Raw genomic sequence first — 16,869 nt, 5'->3', positions numbered from 1 at the left:
CCTTTTCGGCTGCGATTAGGTTTCAAGGTAAGCCTATTTTGCCAGCATCTGCCGATTTTCATGCAAAAAGGCGAGGGTTTCTTTTCCTTCGGAGGAAATAAAAAAAAGCTTTCGCATCAATGCGTAAGCTTTATCACGTATCCATGGGCTTTCCGAATCGGTAGGGCGAAGGGAGCGTGGCCCGGCATACCCGGTTTCTTCCCGTGGCTTTGGCTTCATATAACGCCCGGTCCGCTCTGTCAACCAACAGATGGCTATCGATGTCGGGGTACGTCGCGCTTCCCGCGGACACGGTGATATGGATTTCCGTCCCTTCGGGTAACCGGAACACGTGGTTCTCCACGTTTCTTCTCAGGCGCTCGGCAATAATCCGGATTTGCTCGGAATCGCAAGCGTCGACGATCACGGCGAACTCCTCGCCGCCTTTACGGGCGATATGATCCCCCGGCCGAAAGGTGCCGCGCAGCACGTCCGCCATCTGGGCCAGTACGGCATCGCCGGCCGGATGCCCATAAGTATCGTTGACCCGTTTGAAATAATCGATATCCAGCATCAATAGGGTAAAAGGGACACTGGAGCGGTTGGAGGTTTCTGTTTTTTGCTCCATCATAAATTCGAAGGCTCTCGCGTTAAACAAGCCGGTTAAGAAATCGCGATGGGCCGCTTCCCGCATCATTCGCAGCGATTCATTGGAACGCTTCAAATAAGTCAGCATGGAGAAGGTAAAGAGCCCGCCGGTGAAGAAAATGAGAATAAAGACGAGAATGGCAACCCATTTATCGGCATCCTCTAGAAGGTAGTAAAAAACCGCCGCGGTAACGATGGCCGATAAACACACGGCCCAATTCCATCTCCGCAGGGATAACCGGTATTCCCTCAGGATGCAAATGGCGATGACATAGGTCAACAGCGCATCGAGCGAGCCCAGCATCGAAGAAATAGTAAACCCGTTCAAAAAGAATAAACGATACGTCCCGATAATCAGAGTCGTAATCCCGCCTACGGCCCATCCCCCTATGGAAACGGAAATAAGGATCGGGAGCTGTCGAAGATCGGTTAAAGTCGAGGAATTAAGAGGAAACGATATGTACATCAAGGAGACGCCGAACAGACCGAGCGCGCTCCCAAGCAGAAATTGTCTTTTGAAGGCTCTGAACCTTCCATTCTCTCCGGAGGAACGCCATTTCGACCAGACAATATAACCGAGAAACAGAAAAGTGGTCAAAGCAGTGAAGTTGTTGATCAAACTTTGAAGCATATGCCATACCCCCACCTTGTTGAACCCGCTGCAGCGTATTCCATACGGACAAAGTAAGCATAACATATAAATCTGGAAAAAACCCGTAAAAAATACAATAAAATTTAACATAATTCGATAATATTCGACAAATTCCCTGTATAATTCGACACGTTTTTTACATGTTCTCATGTTGCCGGTTTCCCATGCTATAATGGCTTCAACAGGGTATAAGGAGGATAAAAATGGAGGAAAGTGCATTGGGGCCCGAGGAGCAGGAACCGATCGAAGTCTGCCTGATGGCCGGCAAAATCATGCTGCAAAGCGGCGCGGAAACCTACCGGGTGGAAGATACGATGACGCGGATTGCCGAAGCCCTGGGATTGAGCGGCTCGCACAGCTACGTCACCCCGACCGGGATCATGTTTCAGTCCGACAATATGCGGTGGGCCAAACTGGTTCGCATTATGGAAAGAACGACAGACCTGCAAAAGGTCGCGGAAGTAAACGACATTTCCCGTAAGCTGGCGAATCGCGATCTTACGGCGGCGGAGGCCCGGAACCGGCTGGCGGCCATCGAATCGTCCGGGCATGCCTATGCCGTTCCCCTGCGGATCGGAGCCGCCGCCATCGCCAGCGGCTGCTTTACCCTGATGTTTCAAGGCGGCTTTTCCGACTTCCTTCCGGGCATCGTTTGCGGCGGTCTCGGATTTTCGGCCTTGATTCTTCTGCACCGGCTGGTGAAAGTCAAATTTTTCGCGGAGTTTACGGCCTCCTTCCTGATCGGCATTTTCGCCTATCTGCTGCTCCGGGCGGGACTCGGCGCGGATCCGGGCAAGATCATCATCGGCTCGGTCATGCCGCTCGTGCCCGGACTGCTTATTACCAACGCCGTGCGCGATCTGATGGCCGGTCATCTGGTCTCCGGATTGTCCCGGGGCGCCGAAGCCTTCCTGACCGCCTTTGCGATCGGAGCGGGCATCGCGGTGGTCTTTACGATTTTATAATGGAGAAAAGAGGATTCGATGCGTTATGAATCTGGCGCTGCATCTGGTTACAAGTTTTATCGCCTCGGCCGCTTTCGGCATTATATTTAATGCTCCCAAACGCACGCTTCTGCAATGCGGCGCGTCCGGTATGTTGGGCTGGGCGGTCTACGTGCTGCTGAACGAGCGTCTGGATACCGTGTTGGCTACCGTTGCCGCGACCTTTATCGTCGGCGTCGTCAGTCAAATTTTCGCCCGGACGCACAAAAAACCGGTCATATTGTTCAGCGTTTCGGGAATTATCCCGCTGGTGCCCGGCGGGTTGGCCTATGACGCCATGCGGAACTTCGTCGAGAACGACTACAATACGGCGGTTCAATTGGCGGCCCAGGCTTTCTTGATCTCCGGTTCGATCGCTATCGGGCTGGTTCTCTCCGAGGTATTGAACCAAACGTGGCGAAAGCTGTCCGGCCGCTAACCTCCGTCCGGGAATCCGGCCGCCGATTAACGGGTTTTCATCCAGAACGCGTTGATAAAGGCTGTGGAGAACCCCGCCTTCAGCATGTTTAGGTGGCTGGTACCGCCGAATTCCACGTCGGCATAAAGCTTGCGGATGCCGAGTTCCCTCGCGGCCCTTAAGCGATGGCGGATTAGAGCCGTTTGGCAGCCCCGGCCCCGGAAGGCGGGAAACGTAAAGTCGTTCGCCGCGTACCCTTCCTCTCCCCGTAGAAACAGCGACGCCATGCCGGCCGGTTCCTCCCCGGCCCAGGCGACCCAGTTTTTAAATTCCGGCCGGTAATAATATTCCTTTTTCTTGTCCAGCAACTCGCGAGCCGGCCGCTGACCCCCGTTGGAGAGAACGATCAAATCCAAGAAAGCTTCCACGTTATCCTCGTTGACCGGTTCAATCCGAAAATCCCGGTTCTCTTCCCCAGGCTCCCGCGCTCCATCCACCGATGCGGATAAGAAAGCAAGCTGCAGCCGGGGAACATAACCTTGGCCGGCCAGCGCGGCAGCCACCTCCGCCGTCTGTTTGTCCGGCGTCAGATCGAAACAGGGGGTGATTCCGCATTCCCCGTAAAATCGCAGGATTTCGGACAGCTTGGATAAGCTGTCCGGGCCGAATCCGATGACCCGGTTATAGTATTCGGATCGCGGGGATTCCCGGTCCACCAGCAGCATTGTGCCGTCCATGTTCCGCACCTCTACCTGTTTATCTGCGGAAAACAGCGTGCGGCGGGCGTTAAACAAGGTCAGTTCCATTTCCAGGGCAACGATTCGTTCCAGTTCAGCCAAAACGGCGTTATTGCGATTCCGGAGCGGTTCCAATTCCATACTTTCTTCTCCTCCTTTACATCACTTCACTTTATCCCGGACCGGATCATGTTATAATAACAGGCGGCAATCGAATTATGACCTACACTAATTACAGAAAGAAGATGAACCGCACGATGATCGCCGCGATTTTATTGGACGTCGTTCTGCCCATTTTCGTGCTGATCGGGCTGGGTGCCCTGATGCAGCGGGCATTCCGGCTTGATCTGTACACCTTGGCCAAAATCAACTTCTATTATATCACCCCCGCCGTCGTGTTTCTCAGTATGTATCAATCGGAGATGTCTCCCGAGCTGCTCGGGAATGTCACTTTATTTTACGTACTGTACGTGCTCCTGCTTTATGCCGTAAGCAGCCTGGTCAGCCGTAGGCTTAAATTCAGCCGCGGGTTGAAGGCCGCCTTTACAAACAGTCTGATCCTCGATAACTCCGGCAACTACGGTCTGCCGATCAATCAATTGGCCTTTAAGGGGGACGCCTTGGCCACCTCGCTCCAAGCGTTGATCATGACTTTTCAAAGCCTGGTGACCTTTACCTACGGTGTGATGTCGGTCCAACGGGCGAAGTCCGGCGGAACCTTAAAGGCCGCATTGATCGGATTTCTCAAAATGCCGGTACCCTACGCTCTCGTACTGGGACTGGCTTTTCACGTCCTGCATCTTCCGCTGCCGGAATTTATCGGCAAGCCGCTGGCCTATGTGTCGGACTCCATGGTCAGCGTCGCCCTGCTGACGCTGGGAGCGCAGATTGTTAAATATCCGCTGCGGCTGGACCGGTTCGAGGTTTATCTCAGCGTGGCCTTGCGCCTCCTGATCGGCCCCGCTATCGGGTTCCTGCTGATATGGCTGCTCGGGCTTAAAGGCATTCCCGCCCAGGCTTTGCTGATCGCTTCCGGCATGCCGACCGGTGTCAACAGCACGATTCTGGCCGAAGAATACAACAATGAGCCCGATTTCGCCTCCCAAACCGTATTGATCTCGACATTGCTGAATATTATCACCATTACCGCATTGATTTCCTTATCCCGGTATGTCGCCTAAAAGAACAAGGGCCGGTATCGCGCACTCGCACGATGACCGGCCCATCCGTTTTTACACTTCGGCTTTCGCATTCATTTCATAAGCGGTTTGATGCAGTTCTCTAATCATTCTCCGCAGAAATTGACCCTCTTGTTTTCCTAATCCATATTGGTTTTCCTTGGCGATCATCGCGCCAATCCGTTTCTTCAGCATCTCGCTCCGGCGTACCAACATTTCATCATAAGCCAAGTCAAGTCATCTCCTATCCGCTCGCAACGGTTTTTTTGAACACAACTAATAGTATAGAGATTACCGCCGCGAAGGGAAAACCGGCTCAGCCCCGCTAAAATCCGATTAGAAAGAATGCCTTTGTATTCATGTACGCTCCCCGGACCTATTCGTATATATCCTCCAGAATCCTGCCGGATGGTCGCCTTTCCTCATCCCGGAGACGGGCGTACGTTCGCGATCAGCCCTTTACGGCCCCGGCGGTAAGTCCGCTGACGATATACTTTTGACCGAACAAATATAAGATAAAGACCGGGAGAGAGGTCAGGACCAGATTGGCGAAAATCAGGTTCCAATCCCGGCTGTATTTTCCGTAAAAGTTATAGATGGATAACGGCATCGTCCAGGTGGAGCTGTCGGTCAGGAAGTACACGGGAATCGTAATGTCGTTCCACACCGACATAAACACCATGATAGCGACCGTAGCGTTCACGGGCAGAATCAACGGAGTCACGATGCGGAAGAAAACGCCGAACACGCTCGCTCCCTCCAGAAAGGCCACCTCGTCCAGCGCCTTGGGGATCGTTTTGATAAAACCGCTGTACAGAAAAACACTGAAGGCGGTATTCAGGGAGGCGTAGATCAGAATAACGCTCGTCATGCTGCCGTAGAAGCCCAGCCATTGGACGATCCGAATGGTCGTAATGGTCGACATCGGCGCGATCAGCCCCATGAAAAAATACATATAAAGCGAATTGGCGAATTTGCTGTCCCGGCGCACCAGAATGAAAGAGGCGGCCGAAGAAGCGACGATGTTGATGACGGAGGAGATTCCCGTAATCCATAAGCTGTTCAGAAAAGCCCGGGAGAGTCCGCCTTCTTCAAAAACGCGCGCATAGTTGGAAAACATCCACTTGTCCGGCAGCTTTAAAGAGAAGTCGAGCACCTCAGCGCTCGTCTTGAAGGAGCCGAAGATCATGATCAGCACCGGGATGATGACCAGCAGCGAAACCAGAATCAGAATCCCTTCAACCAAGTAGTTGCGCAAGGCCAGTTTGCGTCCAAATCCCATTATTCGGTCACCTCCTTACGCCGCATGAAAATCAACAGCGGGATGGCGATGATCGTAACGGCCACGAACAGCAGGGTGTTAATCGCCGTACCGAGCCCCCAGCTTCCTTCCCCGAAGGAGCGCAGGATGATCGTTCCGACGACCTGGGAGGCGTTGCCCGGGCCCCCGCCCGTTAAGACAAAGACTTCCGAAAAGACCTTGAGTCCCCCGATAAGGGTCAGCATCAGGTTAATATTGATCGCCGGCAGCAGAAGCGGCAGTGTGATGTTCGTGAATTTTTTCCAGGACCCCGCCCCGTCGATCGTCGCCGCTTCGTAGTATTCCTGGGAAATCGATTGAAGGCCTGCCAGGTAAATCGCCATTTGAAACCCGGCGTGCTGCCAGATCGAAATGATCGCGATCGTCCAGATGACGAGGGATGGATTGGTGAGCCAGGCCTGGCTTAAAGAGTCCAGCCCCATCGCTTCAAACATCCGATTGATCGTGCCCTCGGTACGCAGCATCGGCGTAAACACGATGCCGATCACCAGAATGCTTAAGATCGACGGCGAATAAAAGATCGCCCGAAGCAGGTTTCTCGTTTTCAATTTCATGTTCAGGGCAACGGCCAGCGCGATGCCGATCAAATTTTTGCCGACCACCGTCACGACGGCGAAGATCAGCGTATTTTTAAGCGCCAGCGTGAGCGTCTTGTCGCTGAAAATCTTGGTGAAATTGTCCCATCCGATAAAATTGAGTGTCAGGCGGTCCAGGCGCCAGTCGGTAAAAGAGTAATAAAAGCCCGCAAACGCGGGGATGACGAAAAAGATCGAGTAAATCAGCAGAGCCGGCAAAACCAGATAATACGAGTACTGGTTCTTTAATGTTTTCATGTCTCACACCCCATTATAGCCTGGGGCGGCATAAAATCCGGGGACTTTATGCCGCCTGTATTCTGCCGCTCAGAAACCGGCGATTTCTTTATCTTTCATCAATTGGCTAAACTTCTCGTCCCAGGCCTTCAGCACGTCTTCGGGCGTCAGTCCGCCGGCGAACTGATCCTGAAGCAGGCGGTACAGTTCGCTGCGGTCCACCAGCATGTAAGCGTCCGTCGTCAACACCGTATTCTTCGGCGTAATGTATTTGTCTACGATCTCCTGCTTGTATTCCGGCAGCTCCGGTGTGGTGACATCGCTGAAATTCGATACATAGCCTTTGGCATCCACGATTTTTTGCGCTACTTCCTTGGTGGCGAGGAAGTTGAGGAACTCTTTGGCCTCTTTCAGATGCTTGGCTTTCTTCGGAATAAACAGCTGGCCGCCGAGCGGGCTCGCTCCCAGTTTAGCGCCTTCCACCGACGGAATAGGGAACACGCCGAGCTTCATGTTCGGATCCTGCTGGGCCACTCCTTCAATGAGCCAGTCGCCCATGAACATCATGGCCACTTCCTTGTTCAGGAATTTACCGACCGCCATATCATAGCTGTCGCTAAGGACGTCGGCGTTGGTATAACCCTTTTTGTACACATCGTACTGCTGCTGCAGGAATGTTTTGAATTCCGGAATATCCGACCACTTTCTTTTATTGCTGTTCAGTTCGTCGAAGAAGGTCGGGTCGCTCTTGGCCACAAAATCGGCAAATGCGGCGGCCGGCCAAACGTTGGCGGCCCAGGCGTCTTTATATGGCATAAATACAGGCGTGACCCCGCTGGCTTTGATTTTTTCGCACACTTGCAGAAACTCTTCAAAGTTATTCGGAATGGACAGGCCGAGGTCTTCGAAAATTTGCTTATTGTACACGACACCCTGCATCCCGGTGTCCTGGCTGACATGGAAGCTGTAGATGTGACCATACGCCGAAAGCACGTCCTTGTTCACGATTCTGCTTGCCCACGGCTCATTGTCGAGAATTTCGAAGTTACGCTCCAGGTTAAGGTCCGTGGTGGCGCTGGCCAGATTGTATTGGATAATGTCCGGCGTTTCCTCGACCGCCAATTTGGTTTGGAGCACCGTCGTTGTCTGCTCGGCAGGGATCAACTGCAGGTTGACCTTGATGTTGCTCTTTTGTTCGAATTCATCAAGCAGGTCTTGCTGAATGAACGCGGAGTCCTGCGAGCTTTTGGAGATAGCCAGTTCGATCGTCACCTTTTCTCCGGCGCCTCCCCCGTTGCTTCCGCCGCCTTCCGCCGTGTTCCCCGCCTTGGAGCCTCCCGATCCGCAAGCCGCCAATGAGACCGACAACAGTCCCACCAGCACGACCGTGCTCATTTTTTTCATCTGTTTGTTCAAGGTGAATCCCCCCGTCCGTAAATTTGAATCCGCTTACACGTTTGATTATAAATTTTGTCGAATCCCAGGTACATGTCTGGGAATGACAGTTGTTGTGTAAAATTCTGAACTTGAAACCGTTGTCATTTTGTCCGGAAGGATGTAAAGTTAGTAATCAAAAAACGAATCCAGCTTGCCGAAGGAGGAACATCGCAGCCGTGACTCAACCAACCGGATCGGGAAAATATCAAATCAGCCTGCAAGCCAAAGTGTTTTTGATCTTTGTGATCCTTTTGCTTATCGTCCTGGGCGCCTTTACCGTCTTCGTCAATTGGGTTGTGGTCAAGCCGCTCAAGGATAGAACCGTCCACGAAAAGCTGGAGGCCGCGGCCAAAGTCAGCGATCAGATCGACTTCTATATCGAGAGCCAGAACCAGTTATCCCAGCGCATTCTATCCAGCAAGGACACGTTCTCCATCCTGGAACAAGGGTACCGGTCGGATTTGATTTACGACAGGTTCCATCAAAGACGAAGGCTGAAAGACATTATGTTTCAAGCGATCGGACCGAGTATGAACATCAAGGATATGGCGATTTACGACAGGGACGGCAGCCTCTTCGTTTCCTATCTCGACGCCGGAAACTATCCTCCTTCTTTGCGGTCATTTCTGGACAAAAGCCGTTCTTCCGGCCGGTGGACAGGCAACGGCTTTATTTTAGCGCGCCAGGGGAATGCGATTTCGTTCATCCGGTCCATCAACAATCAAAACGGCAAAATCTTCGGGTATCTTTCCGTTCAATTGGATCAGGCTTATTTCCGATCCCTCACGGAAGGGGTTGCGACAGGAGAAATCTATGTCCTTGACGAACAGGGCGATTCCATCTCGGGGTCTATTCCGGCGGCCGATAAATCCGTATTCCACAAGCCGTCAGCCGGAAACGGCGTATACGCCGACAAGCATCAAAACTACGTCGCTTATTCCCGTTCCGACAGCACCGGATGGACCACTTATCTGGTTACCCCAAAACAGTCCGTGCTCGGTCCCGTCGACTCGGTGAAATATATTTCCATTCTGCTGATCACTTCATTGATGCTGTTTTCCTTTGTCTATATCTACTTGTCCACAAGAAATATACTTTTGCCGATCCGTAAGCTTCGCAGTCAAATCTGGCGGATCAATTACAGCAACATGAACGTGAAGATGGACAACCGTCCGCAAAATAATGAGCTGGTTCTGCTGAACGAGGCGTTCCAGGATATGATGGAACGGCTGCAACAGTCGATCGAACGGGAGAAAGTGGCGCTCCATGAGGAGGTTAAAGCGCGAAACTCGGCGCTGCAGGCGCAGATCGCCCCGCACTTTATTCACAATGTGCTCTATTTGATCAGCATCGCGGCCCAGGAGGGAAAGAACGGCGTCGTATCCGAGATGTGCAAACATCTCTCCGACTGCTTGCGTTACATCGTTTCATCGCCTTATGCCCACGTCACCTTGGCCGACGAACTGGAACACACGAAGCACTACCTCTCACTCGTTCAGCAAAATTACGAGGAAGACCTGGAGTGGGAGATCGAAACCGACGAATTTTCCCGGCAAATCCAGCTTCCGCGGCTGGTTATCCAACCTTTTGTGGAAAACTGCGTCGAGCACGCGTTTGCCAATACGGATCCGCCTTGGCGGATTAAAATTACGGTGAAGCAGTTCAACGGGCTGTGGGCCGTAGAAATCAAGGATAACGGAAGCGGATTTCCCCCGGATAAAATCCGGGAGATTCTGCACAACCTGCGAACCTCCGACGCGGACGAACCGGAGAGCCGCAACCAAACGGCCGCCATCGGAAATATGGGGATCGTGAACAGTGTAAACCGGTTGAAGCTGATGTATAAGAACCGCCTGTTCTTTAACATCTTCAACCATTCCGGCGGAGAGCAAGGGGCGACGGTCCAAATCATCGGTTCGCTGGCGAAAGACTTTTATTAAACACCCAAGGAGGACGAATCGTATGTATGATGCGCTGATCGTGGAAGACAGCAAACCGATTCTGCGGAACATCCAGAACCTGCTCGGCTCCCTGGAGCTGCCCGTCAGGGTCGCCGCCACCGCGGCGAACGGGGAAGAAGCGCTGGAATACCTAAGGCTGCAGCCGATACAGATTCTGCTGACCGATATCCGGATGCCGAAAATGGACGGGTTGACGCTGATTGAAGAAGCCAAGCGCATCAACCCGCTTCTGAAAGTGGTCCTGATCAGCGGATACAGCGATTTCGAATATACCCGAAAAGCGCTAAACCTGCAGGTATTCGACTATTTGCTCAAACCGGTCGAACGCCGGCAGCTGAAAGAAGTAATCGAACGCGTGCTTGAACAGCTCGGCACCCAAAACGATCGAGATGTCCAAATGTTAAAAGAAATCGCCGGCCCCGGCGATCAAGCGGAAGCTCAACTGGTAGAACCGCTACGCCATTACGGCAGGCTCGTGCTGGTCATAAGCAGGCAACCTTTTACCGCCTGGACGGAAAAGTGGCGGCGGGACGAGCTTCAGGCCCGTTTACAAGACCTGTTCCAGCCGTATGCCTGCCAGGTTTTTCCCACCCGCGGACCGGAGCAGTTTTTAGCCTTGGTGCAGGCAACGGCCCAGGAAAGGTATTCTTCGCTCTATGAGTTACTTGAATCCGCACGCCGTCAATTGGTTGACCGGGGGATCTCGTCTTCGATTGGAGGGCAGCGGGAGCCGACCGAGCCGGGACGGCTGGCCGAGTTATATTACCGGATCGCGGACCTCCTGAAAGAACAGCAGCGCACCGGGCGAGGCGTCGCGATCGACACCGGAGCCCCCCTGTCCCGGTTGCGGGCAGGAGACGAACGGCTGCCCCCCGCGCTCTCGGTCGGATTTACGGAGCTGATCCGCGGCCGCCGGAAGGAGCAGTTCCGACTCAGGCTCGTCGAGCAGCTTGCCAAGTGGGAACGCGACGGCGTTCATCTGGTGGAACTGGAGCGATTTGTCGGGCTCCTCGTCGACACGTTCTCCCTCTTGTCGGCGGAACAGGATCCCGAGGCCCGGCTGGATCTGGAGGCGGCCGCGAAGCCACTGTTTGAAGCGGACAGTTATCGCGGATTTGCGGAAGGGCTGATCGAATGGAGCGGACGCTGCTTTGACAAGCTGTTGGCCCATCACCGAAAAAGCGGGCAGGCTTTGTTTCGGCAGGTGGACGAATTCGTGCGGATGAATATGTATTCCCAGCTCTCGATCAACGACGTGGCGTTAAAATTTCACGTCAGTCCCTCGTATATCAGCCGGATCATTAAGAGATTCACGCGGAGCACTTTCGTGCAATACTATACCGGGCTGAAAATCAAAGAAGCCTGCCATCTCATGGAAAACAGGCCGGATATGAAGGTCAAAGAGCTGTCGGACGCGCTGTCCTTCAGCGACCAGCATTATTTTTCCAAAGTGTTTAAGGAATATACGGGGTGCAGTCCTACGGAGTACAAAGAAAAACGGCTTGGGGGGCAGCCCGCCTCCCGGGACTAGTACCCTTCAGCCGTTGTAGGAGGCGAAAAATCGTATTTAACCCACGGAGATCAAGGGGACTACGCATTTTCTGCCCCCTCCAACTCCAAATAGATGCAAATCTGCAGGTATTTTAGGCCGGTCCCTGAGGGGATTTGAAAAAAGATGCAAATCTGCAGGCATTTCCGGCGATTTTAGGGAAACGAGCCGATTCCGTCGCAAATTCCTGCAGATTTGCAGGAATTTTGAAATCTTTGCTCCAAACAGAAAAAAAACATGCACATATGCAGGAATTCTGTTATCAAGGTTATTTGATGGGGTACTGGTCCCCTTCAGCCGGTGATGGAGGAAAAGTCTCGGGCGTAGCGATATGCATTTATGCATCTGACACCCCGCAAATTCCCTGCCCGCCCGCGGCCATAGCGGCCTTTTGGGCCGTTATATTGGCCTGATTCGGCTCCTTGAAGAGAATAGCGGCCAACAAAGGCCCTGGCATTGCATTAATCCTGCCCTGGTGTCACCAATCCGCAATCTCCCTTGCCGCCCATTATAATAGCGGCCTTTTGGGCCGTTATTCCGGCCCGTTTCAGCTTTTTGGGGAAAATAGCGGTCAATAAGGGCCTTATTTCTCGGATTCGAGTCCAAAAATCAGCTTTGGGCCCGCTTTTTCCCAAAATAAGACCTTAAAAAGCCGCTATTTCACACTGCCAAGCCAAATTCGACAAAATTGCGGCGCAAAAGGCCCTTATCCACCCGTCCGGCTTCAAAGGGAGGCTGCTTCCAACCGTTCCCCCCCTCGGGTTAATGCAACGCTAGTGCAGCAAAGACCCTATTTTCTTGTTGCGGGCCAAATTCAAGTTTCGGCCCGCTTTTTCCTGAAATAAGACCTCAAAAAGCCGCTATTTCACACCGCCGCCAAATTCGACAAAATCATGCCGCAAGAGGCCTTTACTTGCCTCCCGGGGTCTGTCGAGGGGCCCCTCTTTCAAAGGGCAGCGGGCTCCGCCTAAAGAAACAGCAAATACCATGGGTTTAGTTTCCTTGCATAGGGTGCAGGGTAAAAAGTTAAGTAATAACAGCAGAGGAATATACCATGCTGCACCCATCAAGGAGGTCACCCATGAATTTTCTTAAAGGTAAAGGCTGCTTGATCCCGTTGATCGCCGTCGTCGCGATCGTTGTGATCCTAATCGCTTTATTCGCCGGCAATTATAATAAATTCGTCGCGGCCGACGAGAATGTGAACCGGGAATGGAGCAAGATCGACGTCCAGTTGCAGCGGAGATACGATCTTATCCCCAACCTGGTCAATACGGTCAAAGGCTATGCCGCCCATGAAAAGGAAGTCATCCAGGCGGTCGCCGACGCCCGGGCCGCTCTTGGAGGCGCCCGAACGCCGGATGAACTGGCCCAGGCGAACCAGCAGCTGTCTGGGGCGCTGAGCCGCCTGCTGGTCGTGGTCGAAAACTACCCGACCCTAAAGGCGGATGCGCAGTTCCAACAGCTCATGGATGAGCTGGCCGGAACGGAAAACCGCATCGCGGTGGCCCGGAACGACTACAACGCCGCGGTCGCCAGCTACAACAATATGCGAAGAAGGTTTCCGGGCAACCTTCTGGCCGGACTGATGGGCTTTGACATGCGGGAATATTTTGAAACGACGCCGGAATCCCGGACCACTCCGGAGGTCGATTTCGGAACGGATACCCCTACCTCCTCCCTGCCCTTCCGTAAATACGCGGCGATCCCGGGTGAGGGAGCATGAGACGCTCCACGGGGCGGCCCCGGATTAAACCGCGGTTTGCGCTGAACATTCTGGCCTGTATCGTTACGCTCTGCGCAAGTTTGCTTTGGGGACCGGGCGCTCCGGCGTCCGCCGCAGGCCCGGACATTCCCGAACCGCGCGGGGACATTTACATCCAGGATTTCGAGGGCCTGCTTGCCGAGCAGCAGGTGCGGGAATTGAACGCGCTGGGCCGGGCGCTGGAGGACCGGACCGGGGCGCAAATCGCCGTGCTGACGGTTCCCAGCCTGAACGGATACACCGTGGAGGAATACGCGCTTCAGGCCTTCCGCAAATATGGGCTCGGCAGCAAGGAACAGAATAACGGGGTTCTGCTGCTTCTGTCCATGGGCGGCGGAGAGCCGGGAAACCGCCCGCTCCGCATCGAAGTCGGTTACGGACTGGAAGGCGCCCTTCCCGACGGTAAGGTCGGGCGGATTCTCGATCAGGTAACGATCCCCTATTTGAGAGAGAACCAACCCGGAACCGCCATTATCGAAACCTATAAAACGCTGTACAACGAAGTAGCCCGGGAGTATGGCGTGGAGGACGAACTGGCGCCGCAGGAGGTTGCCGTCCCGCAATCCTCGGCCGGGGAGAACGGCGGCGGACGCTTCTCCGCCGGATGGCTGCTGCTGATCGTCGCTTTTCTCGCGGTGGATTTTATCTTCTTCCGCGGAATGATGACGATGCTGCTGCTTTCGATGCTGGGCCGCGGCGGCGGACGAGGCGGCGGCGGTTACGGTGGAGGCGGCGGCTTCGGAGGCGGGGGCTTCCGGGGCGGCGGCGGAGGCACTTCGGGCGGTGGCGGAGCCAGCCGGAGATTTTAGAGTCCCTCCTCTTCCGGTATAATATCTTTGGGTAAGAAACCGACGAAGGGGAGAGAAAACAAAAATCCATGACACAAAGCGAAAACACAAACCGTCCGCAGTCCAGAGCCGTCTTCTTCGATGTTGACGATACGCTGTACGATCATTTGATTCCTTTTCGCCAGGCCCTCGAGGAGGTCCTGGCTACCTCCGCTGAATTTCCCTATCCCGAGGCCTACCATCGCATGCGCTTTTATAGCGATAAGCTGTCGGCGGAAGCCGGAGGCACCCCGACGCATGGGCGTGCCCTCGAGGAAATGCGCACGCAGCGGTTTGTCCTCGCGCTGCGCGAGTTTGGCCTGGAACTGTCCGACACCCAGGCGGCCCAAGTGCAAGCGGCCTACTTGCGCAGGCAGTTCGACATCACGCTGTTTGAAGGCGCCCGCGGCTTAATCGCCGGCTTGATGGAGCAAGGCCTCACGGTGGGGATTATCACCAACGGACCGCCGGAGCATCAAATGAAAAAGATCACGGCCCTGGGACTCCGTGATCTCATCCCGCCGGAGCGGGTCTTTATTTCAGGCGCCGTCGGCATCACCAAACCGGACCGCCGGCTGTTCGACCATGTGGCGGACAAGCTGGGCCTGTCCCCTGCAAACTGCACTTACATCGGCGACTCCTGGCGAAACGATATCGTCGGGGCGCTGGATGCCGGATGGAAGGTCCTTTGGTTTAACCATCGCGGCGCCGAACCGGAATCCGCCCATCCTATGCCGTCTCAGGTCACGAATTACGCGGAAATCGAACGGGAACTGCTCCGATCCCTTTGATCTCCCTTTGATCCATACTGCCGTTCTTTTGAACCGGTTAAAAAAACAAGGACCAGCCTTCGCTGAGCAAACGGCCGAGCGGGCCGAACAGCATTTTTCCTAACAAGCCCAAGGTTAAGAGCAGAGCCAAGTATACGAGCAAAGTTCCCTGAAGTTGATCCGGAAACCCGGGAGTCGGCCCCTCGGCGGAGTAACCCGTCAGAATGACAAACGCGGGGACGGCAAACCAAGCCCCGAGCAGTCCGATCAAAAGCAGCAGAGACTGCAGCGCATGAAATCCCAGCAGTGCCATGAGCAAGGCGAGCAGAAGCAACGCCGTAAACGGCACAAGATACACCCCGAAGCGAGCCGCGATCTCACGGTAGGTTGCGGCTCCTTTTCCGTATCTGACCACAGCGAAACAGTATGCCGTTATAAGCAGGTTCACGATGGCAAAAGCCAACGTCGGCCGAAGCACCATACCGGCAAAGGGATGATCCACAAACCCCACCAGCCGCTGAAACCCGGTATAAACAATGAACGGGATCAGCAATGAAAAAAGGAAGATCGTAATCAATCCGGCTGTGAACTGTCGCCGACCCGCTCTTCGGGCAAAAGCGACGGGTTGCCTCAAGGCGGCGGCTGCGTATTGGAAATACGCCAGTCCCGCGGCCCCTCGCGTTAATGGCGTTCCGCAATTTTCACAATACCTCGCCTTCTCGGCAAGCTGACGATGTTGGCATTTCGGGCAGAACATTTCGGCACCTACCTTCCTCTTTTTATATCAATTATGTTGGATGAAGCCGGCGGTGATCAAGTCGAAACGTCCGCCTTTTCTCTGATTTGCGCCCGGTGAGCCAGGGTATTTATCTACTGAATCCCCCAAAAACGTGAAGTTCAGAGAGGAGACTCGCCATGAACCAACCCCGTTTGAAGGATTGTACCGCTGTCGTCACCGGAGGGGGCTCCGGGATCGGCAGAGCTTCCGCGATTCGTCTGGCGCAGCATGGCGCCAAGGTGTATATGCTGGACCGGACTCCGGAGGAAGCGAATGAAACCAAGCGGCTCATCGAGGAGGCCGGCGGACAGGCCGCGGTCATCGAGTGCGACATTTCCCGCCCCGAGATGATCGAGGAAGGTTTCCGCCGGATTGCGGACGAGGCGGGCAGCGTGCAGGTCGTGTTTGCGAACGCCGGCATTAACGGAACGATGGCCCCGATCGAAACGATGGATATCGGCGAATGGGACCAGACGATCAACATCAACCTTCGCGGCACGTTTGCGACGGTGAAGCACGCCATCCCCCATATGAAGGAAAAAGGGGGCAGCATCATTATCACCAGCTCCATCAACGGAAACCGGGTGTTCTCCAACATCGGTTTCTCCGCCTACGCTTCCACGAAAGCGGCCCAAGTGGCTTTTATGAAAATGGCCTCCCTGGAGCTGGCCAGATACGGAATACGCGTCAATGCGATTTGTCCGGGCGCAATCGAAACGAATATCGGGGATAATACCTACCCGACCGAAGATATTCAGGAAGTGAAAATTCCGATTGAGTTTCCCGAAACCAAGCACCCGCTGGAACGCGGACCCGGTAAGCCCGAACAGGTGGCCAACCTCGTCCTGTTTCTGGCTTCCGATGAATCCTTTCATATCACCGGCACCGAGGTTTATATCGATGGTGCCGAGTCATTGCTCCGCGGCTGATCTTCAGTCGGCAGCGACCGGCCTGCTCCGTTCCCTGAGTGAACGGGGCGGGCTTTTTTGCGCTTAGGTGACCCGAATATTTTTCCAAGAGTGGCACAAACTACGTCAAAAGCGTTATGGGAGGT

At 54.2% G+C, this 16,869-nt stretch carries 16 protein-coding genes; 9 read left to right on the top strand and 7 right to left on the bottom strand.

The annotated features are described in order from the left end of the window. Positions 1 to 133 precede the first annotated feature (133 nt). On the bottom strand, positions 134 to 1,258 hold the full coding sequence (locus LBW89_RS26245) for a GGDEF domain-containing protein (protein ID WP_225040836.1): 1,125 nt from the start codon (positions 1,256 to 1,258) through the stop codon (positions 134 to 136). A gap of 224 nt (positions 1,259 to 1,482) precedes the next feature. Here LBW89_RS26245 and LBW89_RS26240 point away from each other — a divergent pair, with 224 nt between their 5' ends. Together LBW89_RS26240 and LBW89_RS26235 are read left to right on the top strand one after the other, a co-directional pair. After that, positions 1,483 to 2,244 (top strand): threonine/serine exporter family protein, encoded by a 762-nt coding sequence (locus tag LBW89_RS26240; RefSeq protein ID WP_148450888.1) that lies wholly within the window; start codon positions 1,483 to 1,485, stop codon positions 2,242 to 2,244. 25 nt (positions 2,245 to 2,269) lie between these two features. Continuing rightward, positions 2,270 to 2,701, top strand: a complete 432-nt coding sequence (locus LBW89_RS26235; RefSeq protein WP_148450889.1) for a threonine/serine exporter family protein — start codon at positions 2,270 to 2,272, stop codon at positions 2,699 to 2,701. A 26-nt stretch (positions 2,702 to 2,727) separates the two neighbouring features. Here the strand turns inward: LBW89_RS26235 and LBW89_RS26230 are convergent, their stop codons facing one another. After that, a complete protein-coding gene (locus LBW89_RS26230) occupies positions 2,728 to 3,558 on the bottom strand; it encodes a GNAT family N-acetyltransferase (RefSeq protein WP_225040835.1) in 831 nt (276 codons plus the stop codon). A 116-nt stretch (positions 3,559 to 3,674) separates the two neighbouring features. Here LBW89_RS26230 and LBW89_RS26225 point away from each other — a divergent pair, with 116 nt between their 5' ends. Beyond that, a complete protein-coding gene (locus LBW89_RS26225; protein ID WP_148451225.1) occupies positions 3,675 to 4,598 on the top strand; it encodes an AEC family transporter in 924 nt (307 codons plus the stop codon). Positions 4,599 to 4,649: 51 nt separating this feature from the next. Here the strand turns inward: LBW89_RS26225 and LBW89_RS26220 are convergent, their stop codons facing one another. The 4 genes from LBW89_RS26220 to LBW89_RS26205 all read right to left on the bottom strand — a co-directional run bounded on the left by LBW89_RS26220 (position 4,650) and on the right by LBW89_RS26205 (position 8,132). Beyond that, positions 4,650 to 4,826: a hypothetical protein gene (locus LBW89_RS26220; protein ID WP_170287041.1), complete on the bottom strand. Its 177-nt coding sequence runs from the start codon at positions 4,824 to 4,826 to the stop codon at positions 4,650 to 4,652. 220 nt (positions 4,827 to 5,046) lie between these two features. Further along, on the bottom strand, positions 5,047 to 5,877 hold the full coding sequence (locus LBW89_RS26215; protein ID WP_225040834.1) for a carbohydrate ABC transporter permease: 831 nt from the start codon (positions 5,875 to 5,877) through the stop codon (positions 5,047 to 5,049). Beyond that, positions 5,877 to 6,749, bottom strand: a complete 873-nt coding sequence (locus LBW89_RS26210; RefSeq protein ID WP_148450892.1) for a carbohydrate ABC transporter permease — start codon at positions 6,747 to 6,749, stop codon at positions 5,877 to 5,879. The genes LBW89_RS26215 and LBW89_RS26210 overlap by 1 nt, the downstream gene beginning before the upstream one ends. A 69-nt stretch (positions 6,750 to 6,818) precedes the next feature. Next, positions 6,819 to 8,132 (bottom strand): ABC transporter substrate-binding protein, encoded by a 1,314-nt coding sequence (locus LBW89_RS26205; protein ID WP_412067033.1) that lies wholly within the window; start codon positions 8,130 to 8,132, stop codon positions 6,819 to 6,821. Positions 8,133 to 8,341: 209 nt separating this feature from the next. Here LBW89_RS26205 and LBW89_RS26200 point away from each other — a divergent pair, with 209 nt between their 5' ends. The 5 genes from LBW89_RS26200 (at position 8,342) to LBW89_RS26180 (ending at position 15,058) form a co-directional block, all read left to right on the top strand. After that, positions 8,342 to 10,105 (top strand): sensor histidine kinase, encoded by a 1,764-nt coding sequence (locus LBW89_RS26200; RefSeq protein ID WP_148450894.1) that lies wholly within the window; start codon positions 8,342 to 8,344, stop codon positions 10,103 to 10,105. Between the two features lie 22 nt (positions 10,106 to 10,127). Then, entirely contained in the window at positions 10,128 to 11,657 is a 1,530-nt protein-coding gene (locus tag LBW89_RS26195) for a response regulator (protein ID WP_225040833.1), read from the top strand. Positions 11,658 to 12,756: 1,099 nt separating this feature from the next. Beyond that, the gene (locus LBW89_RS26190; protein ID WP_148450896.1) at positions 12,757 to 13,401 is read left to right on the top strand and encodes a LemA family protein; all 645 of its coding nucleotides are present in this window, start codon (positions 12,757 to 12,759) and stop codon (positions 13,399 to 13,401) included. Next, positions 13,398 to 14,249, top strand: a complete 852-nt coding sequence (locus LBW89_RS26185; protein WP_148450897.1) for a TPM domain-containing protein — start codon at positions 13,398 to 13,400, stop codon at positions 14,247 to 14,249. The genes LBW89_RS26190 and LBW89_RS26185 overlap by 4 nt, the downstream gene beginning before the upstream one ends. A gap of 68 nt (positions 14,250 to 14,317) precedes the next feature. After that, positions 14,318 to 15,058, top strand: coding sequence for an HAD family hydrolase (locus LBW89_RS26180; RefSeq protein WP_148450898.1), 741 nt, complete (start codon positions 14,318 to 14,320; stop codon positions 15,056 to 15,058). A gap of 37 nt (positions 15,059 to 15,095) precedes the next feature. Here the strand turns inward: LBW89_RS26180 and LBW89_RS26175 are convergent, their stop codons facing one another. After that, entirely contained in the window at positions 15,096 to 15,794 is a 699-nt protein-coding gene (locus LBW89_RS26175) for a zinc ribbon domain-containing protein (protein WP_148450899.1), read from the bottom strand. Positions 15,795 to 15,952: 158 nt separating this feature from the next. On the opposite strand from LBW89_RS26175, the gene LBW89_RS26170 reads away from it, so the two are divergent. After that, on the top strand, positions 15,953 to 16,744 hold the full coding sequence (locus LBW89_RS26170; protein ID WP_148450900.1) for an SDR family oxidoreductase: 792 nt from the start codon (positions 15,953 to 15,955) through the stop codon (positions 16,742 to 16,744). Positions 16,745 to 16,869 lie beyond the last annotated feature (125 nt).

Source organism: Paenibacillus sp. alder61, assembly GCF_020179875.1.
In the GTDB taxonomy this organism is placed as follows: Bacteria; Bacillota; Bacilli; order Paenibacillales; family Paenibacillaceae; genus Fontibacillus; species Fontibacillus faecis.
The sequence above is the reverse complement of the archived record's forward strand: the minus strand, read 5'-3'. Positions and strand labels throughout refer to the sequence as shown.

Bases quoted from the DNA above. Each gene is read 5' to 3' on its own strand.
- LBW89_RS26245 (WP_225040836.1), bottom strand. From the start codon at position 1,258: ATGCTTCAAAGTTTGATCAACAACTTCACTGCTTTGACCACTTTTCTG.
- LBW89_RS26240 (WP_148450888.1), top strand. From the start codon at position 1,483: ATGGAGGAAAGTGCATTGGGGCCCGAGGAGCAGGAACCGATCGAAGTC.
- LBW89_RS26235 (WP_148450889.1), top strand. From the start codon at position 2,270: ATGAATCTGGCGCTGCATCTGGTTACAAGTTTTATCGCCTCGGCCGCT.
- LBW89_RS26230 (WP_225040835.1), bottom strand. From the start codon at position 3,558: ATGGAATTGGAACCGCTCCGGAATCGCAATAACGCCGTTTTGGCTGAA.
- LBW89_RS26225 (WP_148451225.1), top strand. From the start codon at position 3,675: ATGATCGCCGCGATTTTATTGGACGTCGTTCTGCCCATTTTCGTGCTG.
- LBW89_RS26215 (WP_225040834.1), bottom strand. From the start codon at position 5,877: ATGGGATTTGGACGCAAACTGGCCTTGCGCAACTACTTGGTTGAAGGG.
- LBW89_RS26210 (WP_148450892.1), bottom strand. From the start codon at position 6,749: ATGAAAACATTAAAGAACCAGTACTCGTATTATCTGGTTTTGCCGGCT.
- LBW89_RS26205 (WP_412067033.1), bottom strand. From the start codon at position 8,132: ATGAAAAAAATGAGCACGGTCGTGCTGGTGGGACTGTTGTCGGTCTCA.
- LBW89_RS26195 (WP_225040833.1), top strand. From the start codon at position 10,128: ATGTATGATGCGCTGATCGTGGAAGACAGCAAACCGATTCTGCGGAAC.
- LBW89_RS26190 (WP_148450896.1), top strand. From the start codon at position 12,757: ATGAATTTTCTTAAAGGTAAAGGCTGCTTGATCCCGTTGATCGCCGTC.
- LBW89_RS26185 (WP_148450897.1), top strand. From the start codon at position 13,398: ATGAGACGCTCCACGGGGCGGCCCCGGATTAAACCGCGGTTTGCGCTG.
- LBW89_RS26180 (WP_148450898.1), top strand. From the start codon at position 14,318: ATGACACAAAGCGAAAACACAAACCGTCCGCAGTCCAGAGCCGTCTTC.
- LBW89_RS26175 (WP_148450899.1), bottom strand. From the start codon at position 15,794: ATGTTCTGCCCGAAATGCCAACATCGTCAGCTTGCCGAGAAGGCGAGG.
- LBW89_RS26170 (WP_148450900.1), top strand. From the start codon at position 15,953: ATGAACCAACCCCGTTTGAAGGATTGTACCGCTGTCGTCACCGGAGGG.